Origin of the sequence: Rhodococcus sp. IEGM 1241 (assembly GCF_033142365.1) — a bacterium.
Taxonomy (GTDB): Bacteria; Actinomycetota; Actinomycetes; order Mycobacteriales; family Mycobacteriaceae; genus Rhodococcus_F; species Rhodococcus_F erythropolis.
Map to the genome: position 1 here is coordinate 206,905 of NZ_JAWLSE010000002.1, position 15,992 is coordinate 222,896.

The following is a 15,992-nucleotide window of genomic DNA, read 5'->3' on the forward strand; positions in this document are numbered from 1 at the left end:
TTTCAGCGCGCATTGAACCTCGACGAGCAGATCGTTCTGATCACCGGTGGCGCCCGCGGGCTCGGCGCCGCACTGAGCCGAGCATTCTCCCGCTCGGGCGCCCGCGTAATCGTGAACTACAACAAGAGCCGCGATGCCGCCGAGGCCCTGGTCGCCGAACTGGGTGAGGATCGCACCTTCGCAGTCCAGGCGGACGTGACGGACCGCAGTTCCGTCGACCAGTTGTTCTCCGCTGCACGCGAGAGATTCGACGCACCGATCTCGACCGTGGTCGACAATGCACTGGTCGACTTCTCGTTCAACGGCAATGCCCGGCCGAACGCGGACACGATCACCTGGGCCGACTTCGACTCTCAACTACGCGGAGCTGTTGCCGGAACACTCAATACCACCCAGGCAGCGCTACCAGGCATGCGCGAACTCGGCTTCGGCCGAATCATCACTGTCGGAACCAATCTGGTCCAGAATCCGGTAGTTCCTTACCACGACTACACCGCTGCCAAGGCCGCACTGTTGGCACTGACACGGACGCTGTCCGCCGACCTCGGTCCGGACGGGATCACAGTCAACATGGTCTCCGGCGGCTTGCTCCGCACCACCGATGCGAGTGCCGCGACACCGGAAGCCGTGTTCGACATGATCGCGGCAAGCACTCCCCTGCGCCGAGTCACGACGCCGGACGAATTTGCCGACGCTGCACTCTTTTTCGCCTCCCCATGGTCGCGGGCCGTGACCGGCCAGAATCTGGTTGTCGACGGCGGACTCGTCAAGAACTGATGGGCGCACAGCTACGGATAGGTGCGTTCCTGCTCGGTTGCGGGCATCACAGTGCGGCGTGGCGACACCGCGACTCACCGGTCGAAAGTCTCGGCGACATCACGTATTACGAGTCGCTCGCCCAGATCGCCGAACGCGGCAAGCTGGACGCCGTTTTCTTCGCTGACGGTCACAGTGTTCGAGAACCCGAGTCTGGTGCGTCGTGGTTTCTCGAACCGATCACCGCGTTGACTGCCATGGCACGAGCGACGGCGAACGTCGGCCTGGTCACCACCATCTCCACGACCTTTTACACGCCATTCCACGCGGCACGACTTTTGGCATCGCTCGACCACATCAGCGGCGGACGGGCCGGATGGAACGTCGTGACCTCGATGTTCGACCAGGAGGCGCGCAACCACGGACTCGAGGCGATGCCCGATCACGCATCCCGATATGAACGAGCCGACGAATTTGTCGAAGTGGCCCTCGCATTGTGGGATTCGTGGTCGGAAGACGCGCTGATCCTCGACCGGGCGGGACGTTTTGCCGACGCAGGCAAGATTTCTCGCATCGATCACGACGGCAAGCATTTTCGTGTCGACGGCCCGTTGACGGTTCCTCGATCCCCGCAGGGCAGACCGGTTTTGTTTCAGGCCGGGGCGTCCGAGCAGGGTCGCGATCTGGCTGCGCAGCGCGCCGAGGCGATCTATTCGGTTGCCTACGACCTACCCAGCGCGCAGAGCTACTACGCGGACGTGAAGTCGAGAATCGAGCGCGCCGGCCGGGATTCGAACTCGGTCGCCGTCATGCCGGGGCTGGTCACCTACGTCGGAAGTACTGTCGCCGAGGCACGGGCCAAGAAGGCCGAACTTGATCGCCTGCTGCCCACCGAACAGTCGATACGCCAACTCTCGTTGTTCACCGGACAGGATTGCGAGGACTGGGATCTCGACGGGCCCGTGCCCCCGTTGCCTCCACTCGAAGCATTCAGCGGGCCGCAAGGACGCTACGCAACTATTCTGCGGATCGTCGAGAAGGACGCACCGACTGTGCGGGAACTCCTCGGGACGCTCGCTGCGGGTGGTGGTCACGCAACGATGATCGGCACACCGGAGTCGATTGCCGACGAGATGGAATCCTGGTTGGACGGCCGCGGTGCCGACGGTTTCAATCTGATGCCGCCGACCTATCCGCAGGGCCTGGAAGATTTTGTCGATCACGTGATTCCGGTGCTGCAGGCGCGTGGGTTGTTCCGACACGAATACGAGGGAGCGACTCTGAGAGAAAACCTCACCTAGTCCGGCAGTAGCGGCACCGACAGGTCCGGATCGCGTCCCAGGAGCACTCCCCTCGTGAGAGCCGCCGAGCCGAACTTCTTCCGGACGCTGTCCATCGCCGAGTCGAGGGCGGCAGTGTCCGGACCCGCGAATCCTGGACCGTCGAAGGGCAATTCGAGTTGTTCGGCGCCGTCCCGATCCAGGTTGGAGACAGCGACACCGATCAACGTGATGCCCTTGTCCGCGATCATCGGTATCGCTTCGTCCAGCAGCACCATCGAGGCGTTCAGCAATTCCGCTGTGTCGGCGGTGGACCGGCGCAGCGTGTGAGATCGAGTTGCCCGCGTGAAATCCGCGAAGCGAAGCCGGAGCGTGACCGTGCGCCCCGTCCGCTGCGCCGAACGCATGCGTCGACTGACACGGTCGACAAGGGACATCAACGACGCATCGAGTTCTGCGCGGGAATGGGATCCGCGACCAAGCGCATGCTGAGCACCCATCGAACTGCGGCCACGATAGGCGCGGACGGGGCGCGGATCTCGATTGTGCGAGAGCGCGTAGAGATGGCGACCGGCGCCGCCCCCGAGAATCGAGACGATCGAGGATTCGTCGTGCCGAGCGATGTCACCCACCGTCACGATGTCGAAGTTTCGCAACTTCTGGGCCGTGATCTTGCCGACGCCCCACAGCTTCTCGACCGGCAACGGATGCAGGAATTCGGTCTCGCCCTCCGGCGGCACTCGCAGCAATCCGTCGGGTTTCGCGAATGCACTCGCGACCTTGGCCAGGAACTTGGTGCGTGCGATCCCGACCGTGATCGGTAGTCCGACCTGCTCGGCCACGTCGCGTCTGAGGTTGGCCCCGATCTGCAGCGGGTTTCCCACGATTTTGGCGAGCCCGCCGACCTCGAGAAAGGCCTCGTCTATGGAGATTCCTTCGACCAGCGGCGACGTGTCGTGAAAGACGTCGAACACGTCTTTGCTCGCCTGCGAGTACGCCGACATTCGCGGGGGAACGACGATTGCCTGGGGACACAGTGATCGAGCCTGACCACCACTCATCGCAGTTCGAACCCCGAATGCCTTGGCCTCGTAGCTTGCCGCCAGGACCACGCCACCGCCGACGATGACCGGTCTGCCCGCCAGAGTCGGGTCGTCACGTTGCTCGACCGATGCGTAGAACGAATCGAGGTCCGCATGGAGGATCGTTGCGTCACCCGTAGGTCGACCACCCCCAGGATGATTACCGCCAGAACGAGCACCGCCAGGGTGATTACCTGGCGTTTCTCGATCCAACGGCTCATGCGACACGAACATATGTTCCCATGCGCCACCGACACAACGAAAGGCCGCAAATAGATTCCATGGAATTGATCACGAATCGGGCGTACGGTGAAAGAATGATTCCACGGAATGCATATCGGTTCGGGGTCTGCTCATGACGGGGTCGGACCTGAGCGGTCACTTCGACAACCTCGTCCGCTTCGAAACCGAACTGTGGACGGCCGTCGACCAGCGACTCCGAATCGAGCACGACCTGCCACTGAGTCGATTCGAGCCGATGCAGATCATCGACAGGCTAGGTTCCTGTCGGGTCTTCGACATTGCCGAAGCCCTCGCGATCACCGTCGGTGGCACGAGCAAATTGGTGGATCGGATCGAGTCCTCGGGGCACTGCCGTCGACAATCCAATCCCGCCGACAAACGATCCTCACTCATCGCGTTGACCCCCGACGGCATTGGCCTGTTGCAGCGGGCGAAGGCCACGTTCGACGACGAACTGGCACGCCGTCTCGGTTCCGCGCTGACGCCCGAGGCTCTCGATCGGTTCGGCGCGACACTGGCCACGCTGCGCGAAGCCAACCGTCGACTGACACTCATCACCAAGGAGAAAGCATGACCGACACAATGCGCGCAATCGTGCTCGACGCCCCCGGCCCGCCAGAAGCATTGACGATCAAGGAGATTCCCATACCGGCGCCTACCACCGGCTGGGTACTCATCCGTGTGAAGGCCTTCGGTCTCAATCGATCCGAACTGCACACCCGCCTCGGCCTCGCCGAAGGCGTGACGTTCCCGCGGGTGCTGGGCATCGAGGCCGTCGGCGAAGTGGTGAACTGCCCCGGCGGGGAGTTGACCGAAGGGCAGCAGGTCGCCGCCATGATGGGCGGGATGGGTCGGGTCTTCGACGGCGGATATGCCGAGTACACGTGCGTTCCCGTCAGCCAGGTCGTTCCCTTCTCCAGCAAACTGGACTGGTCGACAGTGGGAGCTGTTCCCGAGATGCTGCAGACGTCGTACGGCTCTCTGACGGTGGGACTGGATGCGAAATCCGGTCAATCCCTACTGATTCGAGGCGGAACCTCCTCGGTCGGCATGGCAACCGCAGTCCTGGCGAAGCAGTGGGGGCTCACGGTCCTTGCGACCACCCGCGATGCGAGCAAGACGTCATCGTTGACCGCGATCGGGGTCGACCACGTTGTCCTCGACGACGGTGCCGTGGCAGGCCAGGTGCGAGACATTTTCCCGGACGGTGTTGATCTGGCTCTCGAATTAGTCGGAACACCAACACTTCCCGACACGTTGCGCGCCACTCGCGTTCACGGGACCGTGTGTTTCACGGGCATGTTGTCCAACGAGTGGACAGTCAAGGACTTCTATCCGATCGACTACATTCCACGCGGAGTGCGATTGACCTCGTACGGCGGGGACGCGTCCGACCTGCCTGCCGACGTACTGCAAGACTTCCTCTCCGCTGTCGCGTCAGGCGAGGCGGTGGTACCGATCGACGAGGTGTTCGCGTTCGAGGACATCGCGCAAGCACATGCCAAGATGGAAGCCGGTACGGCTCGTGGCAAATTGGTGGTGATGATCTGACCTGGTTTCTCACACCTGGTTTCTCACACCACGAATCGATAACCCATCCCCGCCTCGGTGATCAGATGCTTGGGGTTGGCCGGGTCGTCCTCGAGCTTGCGACGAAGTTGAGCCAGGTAGACACGCAGATAGTGAGTCTCGGTGTCGTAAGCCGGTCCCCACACCTCCCGAAGCAATTCCTTCTGCCCGACCAGCTTTCCGCGGTTGCGCACAAGCATCTCGAGCATGCCCCACTCGGTCGGAGTCAGGTGCACCTGTTCACCGCGCCGGCTCACCGTTTTGGCAGCCAAGTCCACCGTGAACGACGCGGTCTCGACCGACGGTTCCGAGGTATCGGCCGCCGAGGTTCCACGCCTCGCCGCTGCGCGCACGCGGGCCAGAAACTCGTCCATCCCGAAGGGCTTGGTGACGTAATCGTCGGCACCGGCATCGAGGGCCTCGACTTTGTCCGCGGAGTCGGTGCGCGCCGACAGCACGATGACCGGCGCCGTGCACCAGCCACGCAGGCCTGCAAGTACTTCGGTGCCGTCCATGTCCGGCAGTCCGAGATCGAGAATCACCACGTCCGGCGGCCGTTCCGCTGCAGCGCGCAGGGCCCCTGCTCCGGTGGACGCCGTCACCACGTCATATCCACGCACAGTGAGGTTGATGCGTAGTGCCCGCAAGATCTGCGGTTCGTCGTCGACAACCAGTATCCGGCTCATGACTCGCTTCCATTCGTTCCTGCACCGGCCAGTTCGACCATCATCGTCAACCCACCGCCCGGAGTGTCGGTGGCACTGACCGTTCCGCCCATCGCGTCGACAAATCCGCGCACCACGGACAGCCCGAGTCCGACGCCGCCCGTGTTGTCGCGATCCCCCATTCGCTGAAACGGCTCGAACATCGATTCGGCTTCACCACGGGGTACACCGGGGCCGGTATCTGCGACGGTGATGACGGTGCGGTCTCCGACGCGTGCTGCTCCCACTCGCACCGGTGTTGTGCCGCCGTACCGCAATGCGTTGTCGACGAGGTTGGCGATCACTCTCTCGAGCAAACCCTGATCGGCTTGCACGGCAACAGTACCCACGTCGACGATCACACTGTGGGACCGGGAGTCCGACCGGCCGCCGATGCCTAATCCCAGCAACGCCCGGTGAACAACTTCGTCGAGGTACACCGCCCGCAACGTCGGCTTGACCACTCCCGCAGCCAGTCTGGACGAATCAAGAAGGTTGCCGACCAGCGCGGTCAACTGATCCGCAGACTCCTCGATGGTGGCCAGTAGTTCTGCCGTGTCCTCAGGTGAGAACTCGATGTCGTCGCTGCGCAAGCTCGACACAGCAGCCTTCACGCCGGCGAGCGGTGTCCGAAGGTCATGGCTCACAGCCGAAAGCAATGCTCGGCGCAGTTGATCAGCCTCGGTCAATGCAGCCGCCTTGCTCGCTTCGACCGTGAGCTTGTCCTGACGGATCATGCCGACCGCCTGGTGCGCGACAACGGTCAACACCCGACGATCACGCGCACTCAACTCCGGCCCCGACAGCATCAGTGCGTATTCGCCGTCGTTCACCTCGCATACGGAATCCGCATCAGCTTCACGTGCCGGCGGTTCTGCACCCACGGCCGCGACTACGCCATCCTCATGATGCACCACCGAAACCCCACGTTGACGGTAGATTTCACGAGCTTTCTCGAGCAGCGTGGACAGGTCAGCACCGCGGAGAACCGACCCCGCAAACAGTGTCAGAAGTTCCGCTTCCTCCGAAGCACGCTTCGCTTCCCGAGCCTTTTTGGCGGCAGCGTCCACCAGAACGGCCACTGCCACAGCCACTATCAGCAGCACCACCGTCGTGATGAAGTTGTCGGGTTCGGCGATCGTGAAGCTGTACCTGGGGTCGGTGAAGAAGTAATTGAGCAGCAGTCCCGATAGCAGAGCAGACAGCATTGCCGGCCCGACACCACCGAGCAGCGCGACCAGAACCACCACCACGAAGAACAACGCGTTTTCACCCTGCACGCCGGAGATCCGGTCGATCAGACCCATGAGTCCGGCTGCGGCCGTCGGAACCACCACTGCCGCAATCCACGACAGCAAGCGGTACTCGGATCGGCCGAACAACGAGATCCGCCGGCGGACGGTCGTTTCCTCATGGGTGACCATGTGAACGTCGATGCCGCCGGACTGCTGAACCACCGCGGCGCCGATCCCCTCGTCGAGGATGCGCGCCAGCCGAGAACGTCGCGACGTTCCCAGAACCAACTGTGTGGCGTTCTCCTCGCGGGCGAATTCGAGAAGCGTCGACGGTACGTCGTCACCGACAACGGTGTGAAGCGTGGCGCCGACCCCGACGGCCAACGCGCGCACCTTGCCCATCTCCGGAGCCGAGACGCCGGTGAGTCCGTCACCGCGCACGACGTGGACCACCATCAGCTCGGCACTCGATTTCGACGCGATACGGGATGCGCGTCGTACCAGCGTTTCCGACTCCGGTCCCCCGGTCACGGCAACGACGACACGCTCGCGCGCCTCCCAGGTATCGGTGATCTTGTTCTCGGCCCGGTACTTCGCCAGTGCGGCGTCCACCTGATCGGCCACCCACAGCAGAGCCAGTTCGCGTAGCGCCGTGAGGTTTCCGCGTCTGAAGTAGTTACCCAATGCCGCATCGACACGCTCCGGCGAATACACGTTGCCGTGAGAAAGTCTGCGGCGCAGCGCCTCCGGAGTGATGTCGACCAACTCGACCTGCGCCGCACTACGCACTATCGCGTCCGGAACCGTCTCCTGCTGAACCACGCCGGTGATGTGCGCGACAACGTCGTTGAGGCTTTCGAGGTGTTGCACGTTGACCGTGGACAGGACGTCGATCCCGGCTTCGAGCAGTTCCTGTACGTCCTGCCAGCGCTTGTGATTCTCACTCCCCGGCGTGTTGGTGTGTGCCAACTCGTCCACGAGGACAAGGGCCGGCCGCCGAGCCAACACGGCCTCGACGTCCAGTTCCGGCATCCGTGTTCCGCGATAGTCCACCAGCTTCGGCGGAATGATCTCGAGGTCACCGATCTGCGCCGCCGTGCGGGCGCGGCCGTGTGTCTCCACAACGGCCGCGACCACGTCACAGCCACGATCTCGACGTCGATGAGCCTCACCGAGCATCGCGAAGGTCTTTCCGACGCCGGGGGCAGCGCCGAGGTAAATACGCAATTCACCACGTTTGCGTGCCCTACCGAAAGATTGACCGACCTTCTCCGAAGAACTCACGTGACAATCATCCACCAGTCGTCGGCGCAGCACACGTAGGTGCCGTCAATCCGAGTGCCAGGTTCAATTCCAGGACGTTGACTCGCTCGGCTCCGAGAAATCCGAGTTGCCGACCGTCGGTGTGCTCAGCCACCAAGCGCCGCACCTGGTCTTCCGAGATGCCGTTGTTCGCCGCCACCCTCGCGACCTGCAGCTCGGCGTACGCCGGACTGATGTGGGGATCGATACCCGAGCCCGAACCGGTGACTGCGTCGACGGGAACCGATGCCGGGTCGACGCCCTCACGTGCCGCGATGGCTGCCCGGCGCTCGATGATGAATCCGGCCAGAATCTCGCTGCTCGGCCCCTGGTTGGACGGCAGTGCCGCAGCCGGATCACCGGTGGCAAAAGGATCCTCGTCCGAAACGGATCCGACAACGCGGTTGTGGAAGAACGGGTCCTGCTGCCCTTCGGCAACCTGCGGATCAACACCCACCCAGGCACTGCCGACCACGCAACCGGCGGCATCAGTGACCGGTGAGCCTTCGGCAGATCCGGAGCTGATCCGGCTGACCCCCCACACCGCGGCGGGATAGATCACACCGAGAACGACCGTGAGTGCAAGTAATACGAGCAAACCCGCCCACACCTGTTTGGCAAAACCGATAGTGAAACGCATGTCAGGTCACCCAATTCCAGGAATCAAACGCACGACGAGATCGATCAACCAGATACCGACGAACGGTGTGATCACACCGCCGAGACCGTAGACGAGCAGGTTACGTCCGAGCAACTGCGATGCTGTCGACGGTCGGTATCGAACACCCTTGAGTGCCAACGGAATCAACCCGATGATCACCAAGGCGTTGAAGATCACGGCCGAGACGATCGCCGATTCGGGGGTGGCGAGCCGCATGATGTTCAACGCGTCCAGCTGCGGGTAGATGCCGCTGAACAATGCCGGCAGGATTGCGAAGTACTTCGCCAGGTCGTTCGCCAACGAGAATGTGGTCAAGGCGCCGCGGGTGATCAGCAATTGCTTGCCGATTTCCACTACCTCGATCAACTTGGTGGGATCGGAATCGAGATCGACCATGTTCCCGGCCTCTTTGGCTGCCGAGGTTCCCGTGTTCATCGCGACCCCGACATCCGCCTGGGCAAGGGCGGGCGCATCATTGGTCCCGTCACCGGTCATCGCGACGAGACGTCCGCCTTCCTGCTCCTTCCGGATCAGGGCCAGTTTGTCTTCCGGGGTGGCCTCCGCCATGAAGTCGTCGACGCCCGCCTCATCGGCAATCGCCTTCGCGGTCAACGGATTGTCGCCGGTGATCATGATCGTGCGAATACCCATCGCCCGGAGTTCGGCGAACCTGTCAGCCATTCCCGGCTTGACGACGTCGGACAACGCGATCACGCCGAGGATCGAGGTGCTCTCACCGTGCTTGACGGCAACTACCAGTGGTGTTCCGCCGGCTTGGGCGATGTCGTTCACGGTATCGGTCACCGCGGTCTCTGCATGTCCACCGCCACTGACGACCCAGTTCATCACCGCATCTGCTGCACCCTTTCGGATTTGGCGTCCGGAGTGGTCGAGTCCGCTCATCCGCGTTTGTGCCGTGAAGGGAACGAACTCGGCGCGTTCCTCGTCGAGCGTCGGTTCAGCCGCGAGAGAGAACTCTGCTGCGCACAACTCGACGATGCTCCGTCCCTCGGGAGTTCCGTCAGCCAGGCTCGACAAGCGCGCTGCCGCAGCAAGATCGTCGGCGGATACGCCGGGTGCCGGGTGGAGCGCGGTCGCCCGGCGGTTGCCGAAGGTGATGGTTCCGGTCTTGTCCATCAACAGGGTGTCGATGTCGCCCGCAGCTTCCACGGCACGCCCCGACATCGCGAGAACGTTGCGCTGGACGAGGCGGTCCATGCCCGCGATACCGATTGCCGAGAGCAGCGCTCCGATGGTCGTCGGGATCAGGCAGACGAGGAGTGCGATCAGCTTGATCGGATCCTGCTCGTGCCCCGCGTACAAGCCCATCGGGCCGATGGCTACGACGGCGAGGAGGAAGATGACCGTCAACGACGCGAGCAGGATGTTGAGCGCAATCTCGTTGGGTGTCTTCTGACGCGAGGCGCCTTCGACGAGCGCGATCATCCGGTCCACGAACGAACTGCCCGGTGCTGCGGTGATTTCCACGACGATCCGGTCGGAGAGAACCGTCGTACCACCGGTGACGGCGCAGCGGTCGCCACCGGATTCACGGACTACCGGGGCGGATTCACCGGTGATCGCCGATTCATCCACGGAGGCAATACCTTCGACCACGTCGCCGTCGCCGGGGATGACCTCGCCGGCAACCACGATCACCCGGTCGCCGACCACCAGTTCGGTGCCGGAAACCGATTCGATCGCACCGCTCATCGTGATCCGATGTGCTGTGGTGTCCTGCTTGACCTTGCGCAGGCTGGCCGCCTGAGCCTTGCCTCGCCCTTCGGCCACGGATTCGGCGAGGTTCGCGAAGATCACCGTGAACCAGAGCCACAGGGTGATCACCCAGGAGAACACCGAGGGATCGGCGATCGCCATGACGGTGGTGATGACGGAACCGACGAACACCACGAACATGACCGGGTTACGCGCCAAGTGGCGTGGGTCGAGTTTGCGTACGGCCCCCGGCAACGCGGTGATCATCTGCCGCGGGTTGAATACGCCTGCGTGTACTTGACGGGACTGCCCTGGATCAACCTTGTCGGCAGCGTCTTGCGCTACCACGGGTTTCTCACTGATACGCACGGTCATTGAAGAGCCTCCGCTAGCGGGCCCAGCGCGAGGGCCGGGAAGAATGTAAGTGCAGCAACAAGAACGACGGTGCCGGTCAACAGGCCGGTGAACATCGGACCGGATGTGGGGAGGGTGCCGGCCGTCGGCGCCACCTTCTTCTGAGAGGCCAGCGCACCGGCCAGAGCGAGAACGAAGATGATGGGCAGGAATCGGCCCAGAAGCATGCAGATTCCGAGAGACGACTGGAACCAGTCGCTGGTGACGGTCAGACCGCCGAACGCGCTGCCGTTGTTGTTCGAGGCGGAAGCGAAAGCGTAGAGCACCTCGCTGAACCCGTGGATCGATCCCGGCGTGCCCGGATCTCCCCCGTTGCCTTGATAACCGGTGGTCGAACCAAGGATCACGGTGATGGCGGTACCGATCAGGACCAGTGCGGGCATGACCAGGATCGACAGCGCCGCAAGGGTTATCTCGCGTCGACCCAACTTCTTGCCGAGGTATTCGGGCGTGCGACCGACCAACAGTCCGCCGACGAACACTGCGATCAGCGCCAGCACAAGAATCCCGTAGAGGCCGGTTCCGACTCCGCCCGGCGCGATTTCGCCGAGCAACATGTTGAGCAGGACCGCGCCGCCGCCGAGGGGCGACATGCTGTCGTGGGCCGAGTTCACCGCACCCGTCGACGTTCCCGTGGTCGCCACCGCGAACAATGCCGATCCGGGGATTCCGAAGCGAACTTCCTTGCCCTCCATCATCGAACCAGCTGCTGTGGCGGCAACACCGCGTGCGCCGGATTCGGCAGCGAGCGTCACCGCGAGCAGTCCGCTCCACAGGATTCCCATCACTGCGAGCAGGGTGAGGCCTTGCCTACGATCACCGACGAGAGTTCCGAATGTTCTTGTGAGGCAGACCGGAATCAACAGGATCGCCAGAATCTCGACGATATTGCTCAGCGGGGTGGGGTTCTCGAACGGGTGCGCCGAGTTGGCAGCCAAGATCCCGCCGCCGTTCGTGCCGAGTTCCTTGATCGCTTCCTGGGACGCGACGGGAGCTAGTGCATTGGTCACCGCATTGCCGTCGAGGCCAGTGGAGGCGAAACCGCTGTGGAACGACTGGATCACTCCCTGGCTCAACAGGATCAGGGCGATCACGAAGGAGAACGGGAGGAGGATGCGCAGAGAACCACGCGTCAGATCGACCCAGAAGTTGCCGATTTCGCCGCCCCGGGCAACCCGAATGAAGCCACGAACCAATGCGATGGCCACCGCCATCCCGACTGCGGCAGAGACGAAGTTCTGCACCGCCAGGCCGACGGGCTGAACGAAGTTGCTCATCGTCGTTTCCGGTGTGTACGACTGCCAGTTCGTGTTCGCCACAAAGGAAATCGCGGTGTTGAAGGCAACGGCAGGGCTGACGCCGGACAGTCCGTCACTCAGCGGTAGTACACCCTGAATCCGTTGGAGAAAGTACAAGAACAATGCGCTCGCCAACGAGAATCCGAGAACGCTTGCGGCGTAGCCGTACCACGTCTGCTCGGCCCGCGAGTCGATCCGGCCGACGCGGTAGATCACACTCTCGACCCGCAGATCTCGCGTCGACGTGTAAACGCGTGCCATGTAGTCGCCCACCGGAACGTAGGCAATTGCCAGAACGGCGAGGACAAAAGCGATCTGCAGGCCGGCTGCAAGAGCGGGCGACATCAGAACCTCTCAGGATCTACGAGTGCAACGAGCAGATAAATGACCAATGCCGCGGCGACGGCGATCAGAACCACGCTGACCACACCGGCAACCGTCATTTGGGAGCGCTCGCCTGTAGGGCGCGCAGCACCAGCGCGCACACGAGAAAACCGCCGAGAATCAGAGCAACGTAGGCCAGATCGGCCATGAGCTTCCCTCTTCGAAATCTTTTGCCGTGCTGCTGTGCATCGCAGCCATGACGCTCGGTCGCCCTCGACCGGATGCGCTCTCTCAGCTTCGACCTCCAGAGAGGCCGATTCCGTGTCTCTGACGATCCACTTACGCACTGACCTGGCGTCTTGACGCGATCTTGACGCGGAACCCAAGTTCGCTAATACTGAAACAAGTTACTGTTCGTTCGAACGAACAGTTTTGCGAAGGGAACCCGATGACTTCTCGAACCGACCACGATCTCGCCCCCGGCCTTGTCGACCAGGTTGCGAGTCTGGCTTCGGGTGCTACCTCGTCCGTCGCGGCCACGGAGGCAACGCTGAGCCGGATCGAGGCCACTCAGCCTCACCTCAATGCGTTCAAGATCGTGCGGCGCGAGAAGGCACTCGAAGAAGCTGCCGAGTCCGACAGGCGTCTCGCACTCGGCGAGCGCCTACCTCTTCTCGGCGTGCCGATCGCAGTGAAGGACGATGTCGACATCACCGGCGAACCCACCGCCTTCGGTTGCCCTGGCGATTTCCCGGCCAAGACCGAGGACTCGGAGATGGTTCGACGCCTCCGCGACGCCGGCGCAGTGATCGTAGGCAAGACCAACAGCCCGGAACTGGGCCAGTGGCCGCTCACGAGCGGTTCAGCCTTCGGTTACACGCGCAATCCGTGGTCGCGTCACCACACTCCAGGCGGATCGTCGGGCGGCACCGCCGCGGCCGTCGCTGCCGGATTGGTCAGCGCCGGAATCGGTTCCGACGGAGCCGGTTCCATCCGAATCCCCGCGGCCTGGACCAACCTCGTCGGAATCAAACCGCAGCGCGGGCGCATCTCCACCTGGCCCGACGCCGAAGCCTTCTACGGCCTGACGGTCAACGGCCCGCTCGCTCGCACCGTCGCCGACGCGGCACTGCTGCTCGACGTCGCTGCCGGCAACCACGACGGCGATCTCCACAAGCCGACACCGGTCACCGTCAGCGACGCGGTGGGACGCGACCCCGGAAAGCTGAAAATCGCTCTTTCCCTTCGTAATCCGTTCACCGCCACTCCTGTGAAGCTGGACCCGGAAGTGCGCCTGGCCGTGCATTCGATCGCCGACACGCTGCGGGAACTCGGACACCACGTCGTCGTCGACGATCCCGCATACGGCCTGATCTTCGGCCTGAACTTTCTGCCCCGCTCACTCGTCGGGGTCCACGACTGGCTCGGACGCGTTCCCGACCCGACACTGGTCGATGCCAGAACACGCGGAAATGCACAGAACGGCAAGCTACTTCGTGGTGCACCACTGCGCGCGGCCCGCGCGGCCGAACCGCGGATGCGAAAGCGGATCGGAGCGATCTTCGACACGTACGACGTCGTCCTGGCACCCACGACGGCAACTCCACCGATCATGGCGACCGCGATCGACGGCATCGGTGGCTGGGACACCGACAAGGTCATGACCGGCGCCTGCCCGTACGCGTGGCCGTGGAACGTCCTCGGCTGGCCCTCGGTCAACGTGCCGGCCGGATTCAGCAAGGCCGGCCTGCCCATCGGTGCGCAGTTGATGGGCAACGAGAACACCGAACCTCTGTTGGTCTCCCTCGCTTCACAATTGGAATCGGTCCTGCGTTGGGATCAGATCCGCCCCGAGCCGTGGTGGTGACCCGATGAGTAACCGGGACGTTCGCGAGCGAATACTCGACGCCGTTCTGCACGTCGTCGGTACCGACGGCATCCCGGGTGTGAGCAACCGGCGCATCGCCGCGCAGGCCGGCGTCTCACTCGGATCGATCACGTATCACTTCGCGAGCCAGTCGGACATGCTCCGCGCTGCTCTGTCTCGTTTCGTGACAGACGAGACGACGCGCCTGCGCGCCTTGGCCGAGGAGTACCGCGACAAAGGTCTCAGCGTCGAGGATGCCGCGGCAATAGCTGAGAAGGTGACGCGAGATCTTTCGTTCTCGGCCGAGCGGATCGCGCCGTTCGAGATGTACATCGCCGCCGGCCGCGACCACGAACTCCACGAAGTTGCGGTCGAATGCTTTGCCGCCTACGACGATTTGACCGTCACGATTCTGACGGCACTCGGCGTACCGGATCCCGAATCGATTGCATCGACGCTCGTCGCCGTCATCACTGGACTCCAACTCCGACGCCTGGCCACCGGCGTCGACGAGCAGGACATCGGCGCGGCGATCCTCAGGGTCCTCCGGCCCCTGTGAGTGGTTAGGCAGTCCCTGGACTCCTTAACCGCTCACGGGGCCGGAGGCCCTAGAAGCCCAGCCGGCCGAGCTGCTTCGGGTCGCGCTGCCAGTCCTTGGCGACCTTGACGTGCAACTCCAGGAAGATCCGCACACCGAGCAGCTTCTCGATCTGCAGGCGCGCACTGGTACCGACTTCCCGCAGACGCGCTCCGCCCTTACCGATGACGATGCCCTTCTGGCTGGGCCGCTCGACGTAGAGCAACGCGTGGACGTCCAGCATCTCGCCCTGCTTCTCGGTGCGTCCTTCGCGCGGGATGACCTCCTCGATCACCACGGCCAGGGAGTGCGGCAATTCCTCACCGAGACCCTCGAGCGCAGCCTCACGGATGAGTTCGGCCATGAGCACCTCTTCGGGCTCGTCCGTCAATTCACCGTCCGGGTAGAAGGCCGGGCCCTCGTCCATCAGACCGGCGAGGACGTCGACCAGGATCTCGACCTGTTCGCCCGACTTCGCGGACACCGGAACGACCTCGGATTCGGGACCGAGCAAGGTGGACAGCGCAAGCAACTGCTTTCCGACGGCGTCGCGGCTGACCTTGTCGATCTTGGTGACGATGCCGACCAGCTTGGTCTTGGGCGCCATCTGACGGATCTGCTGCACGATCCAGCGGTCTCCGGGCCCGATGGCCTCGTCGGCCGGGATGCACAGGCAGATGACGTCGACCTCGGAGTACGTGTCGCGAACCAGGTCGTTGAGGCGCTGCCCGAGCAATGTGCGCGGCTTGTGCAGTCCAGGGGTGTCCACCAAGATCAGCTGCGCATGCTCGCGGTGAACGATGCCACGAATCGTATGGCGCGTCGTCTGCGGGCGCGAGGACGTGATCGCGATCTTGCTGCCGACCAACGCATTGGTCAGCGTGGACTTACCCGTATTGGGTCGACCCACGAAACACACGAAGCCTGACCGGAATTCGTTCTTGCTCATAACTGCTCCTCGCTG

Annotated in this window: 14 protein-coding genes; 6 read left to right on the forward strand and 8 right to left on the reverse strand. The window is 63.2% G+C overall.

Features of this window, described 5'->3' with window-relative positions:
• The first annotated feature begins 12 nt into the window (after positions 1-12).
• Both R4P70_RS10625 and R4P70_RS10630 read left to right on the forward strand, forming a co-directional pair.
• A complete protein-coding gene (locus tag R4P70_RS10625; protein WP_411742469.1) occupies positions 13-777 on the forward strand; it encodes a 3-oxoacyl-ACP reductase in 765 nt (254 codons plus the stop codon).
• Entirely contained in the window at positions 777-2,057 is a 1,281-nt protein-coding gene (locus R4P70_RS10630) for an LLM class flavin-dependent oxidoreductase (protein ID WP_021333385.1), read from the forward strand. Before R4P70_RS10625 ends, R4P70_RS10630 begins: the two co-directional genes overlap by 1 nt.
• On the opposite strand, the gene dinB is transcribed toward R4P70_RS10630, so the two are convergent.
• Positions 2,054-3,352 (reverse strand): DNA polymerase IV, encoded by a 1,299-nt coding sequence (gene dinB / locus R4P70_RS10635; RefSeq protein ID WP_257237252.1) that lies wholly within the window; start codon positions 3,350-3,352, stop codon positions 2,054-2,056. The two genes, R4P70_RS10630 and dinB, sit on opposite strands and share 4 nt — an antisense overlap.
• 121 nt (positions 3,353-3,473) lie before the next feature.
• On the opposite strand from dinB, the gene R4P70_RS10640 reads away from it, so the two are divergent.
• Positions 3,474-3,935 (forward strand): MarR family winged helix-turn-helix transcriptional regulator, encoded by a 462-nt coding sequence (locus tag R4P70_RS10640; RefSeq protein WP_021333387.1) that lies wholly within the window; start codon positions 3,474-3,476, stop codon positions 3,933-3,935.
• Positions 3,932-4,912, forward strand: coding sequence for a zinc-binding alcohol dehydrogenase family protein (locus tag R4P70_RS10645; RefSeq protein ID WP_086935701.1), 981 nt, complete (start codon positions 3,932-3,934; stop codon positions 4,910-4,912). The genes R4P70_RS10640 and R4P70_RS10645 overlap by 4 nt, the downstream gene beginning before the upstream one ends.
• Positions 4,913-4,935: 23 nt before the next feature.
• Here the strand turns inward: R4P70_RS10645 and R4P70_RS10650 are convergent, their stop codons facing one another.
• Genes R4P70_RS10650 through kdpF form a run of 6 tightly spaced genes read right to left on the reverse strand, consistent with a single transcriptional unit; the run spans position 4,936 to position 12,703 of the window.
• Positions 4,936-5,616, reverse strand: coding sequence for a response regulator (locus R4P70_RS10650; protein ID WP_019749011.1), 681 nt, complete (start codon positions 5,614-5,616; stop codon positions 4,936-4,938).
• Positions 5,613-8,153: a sensor histidine kinase gene (locus R4P70_RS10655; RefSeq protein ID WP_020969962.1), complete on the reverse strand. Its 2,541-nt coding sequence runs from the start codon at positions 8,151-8,153 to the stop codon at positions 5,613-5,615. The genes R4P70_RS10650 and R4P70_RS10655 overlap by 4 nt, the downstream gene beginning before the upstream one ends.
• A 7-nt stretch (positions 8,154-8,160) precedes the next feature.
• Positions 8,161-8,811 carry a potassium-transporting ATPase subunit C gene (locus R4P70_RS10660; RefSeq protein ID WP_317830795.1) on the reverse strand — a complete coding sequence of 217 codons (651 nt, stop codon included), beginning with the start codon at positions 8,809-8,811 and terminating at the stop codon, positions 8,161-8,163.
• Between the two features lie 6 nt (positions 8,812-8,817).
• Positions 8,818-10,923 carry a potassium-transporting ATPase subunit KdpB gene (kdpB, locus tag R4P70_RS10665; RefSeq protein WP_020969963.1) on the reverse strand — a complete coding sequence of 702 codons (2,106 nt, stop codon included), beginning with the start codon at positions 10,921-10,923 and terminating at the stop codon, positions 8,818-8,820.
• Entirely contained in the window at positions 10,920-12,605 is a 1,686-nt protein-coding gene (gene kdpA, locus R4P70_RS10670) for a potassium-transporting ATPase subunit KdpA (RefSeq protein ID WP_020969964.1), read from the reverse strand. The genes kdpB and kdpA overlap by 4 nt, the downstream gene beginning before the upstream one ends.
• Entirely contained in the window at positions 12,605-12,703 is a 99-nt protein-coding gene (gene kdpF, locus R4P70_RS10675; protein ID WP_007731078.1) for a K(+)-transporting ATPase subunit F, read from the reverse strand. Before kdpF ends, kdpA begins: the two co-directional genes overlap by 1 nt.
• 329 nt (positions 12,704-13,032) lie before the next feature.
• Here kdpF and R4P70_RS10680 point away from each other — a divergent pair, with 329 nt between their 5' ends.
• Complete coding sequence (locus R4P70_RS10680) at positions 13,033-14,451, forward strand: amidase (RefSeq protein WP_283384948.1); 1,419 nt, start codon at positions 13,033-13,035, stop codon at positions 14,449-14,451.
• Between the two features lie 4 nt (positions 14,452-14,455).
• Positions 14,456-15,010 carry a TetR/AcrR family transcriptional regulator gene (locus tag R4P70_RS10685; RefSeq protein ID WP_019749017.1) on the forward strand — a complete coding sequence of 185 codons (555 nt, stop codon included), beginning with the start codon at positions 14,456-14,458 and terminating at the stop codon, positions 15,008-15,010.
• A gap of 49 nt (positions 15,011-15,059) precedes the next feature.
• Here R4P70_RS10685 and era read toward each other — a convergent pair whose 3' ends face one another.
• Positions 15,060-15,977: a GTPase Era gene (gene era / locus R4P70_RS10690; RefSeq protein ID WP_019749018.1), complete on the reverse strand. Its 918-nt coding sequence runs from the start codon at positions 15,975-15,977 to the stop codon at positions 15,060-15,062.
• Positions 15,978-15,992 lie beyond the last annotated feature (15 nt).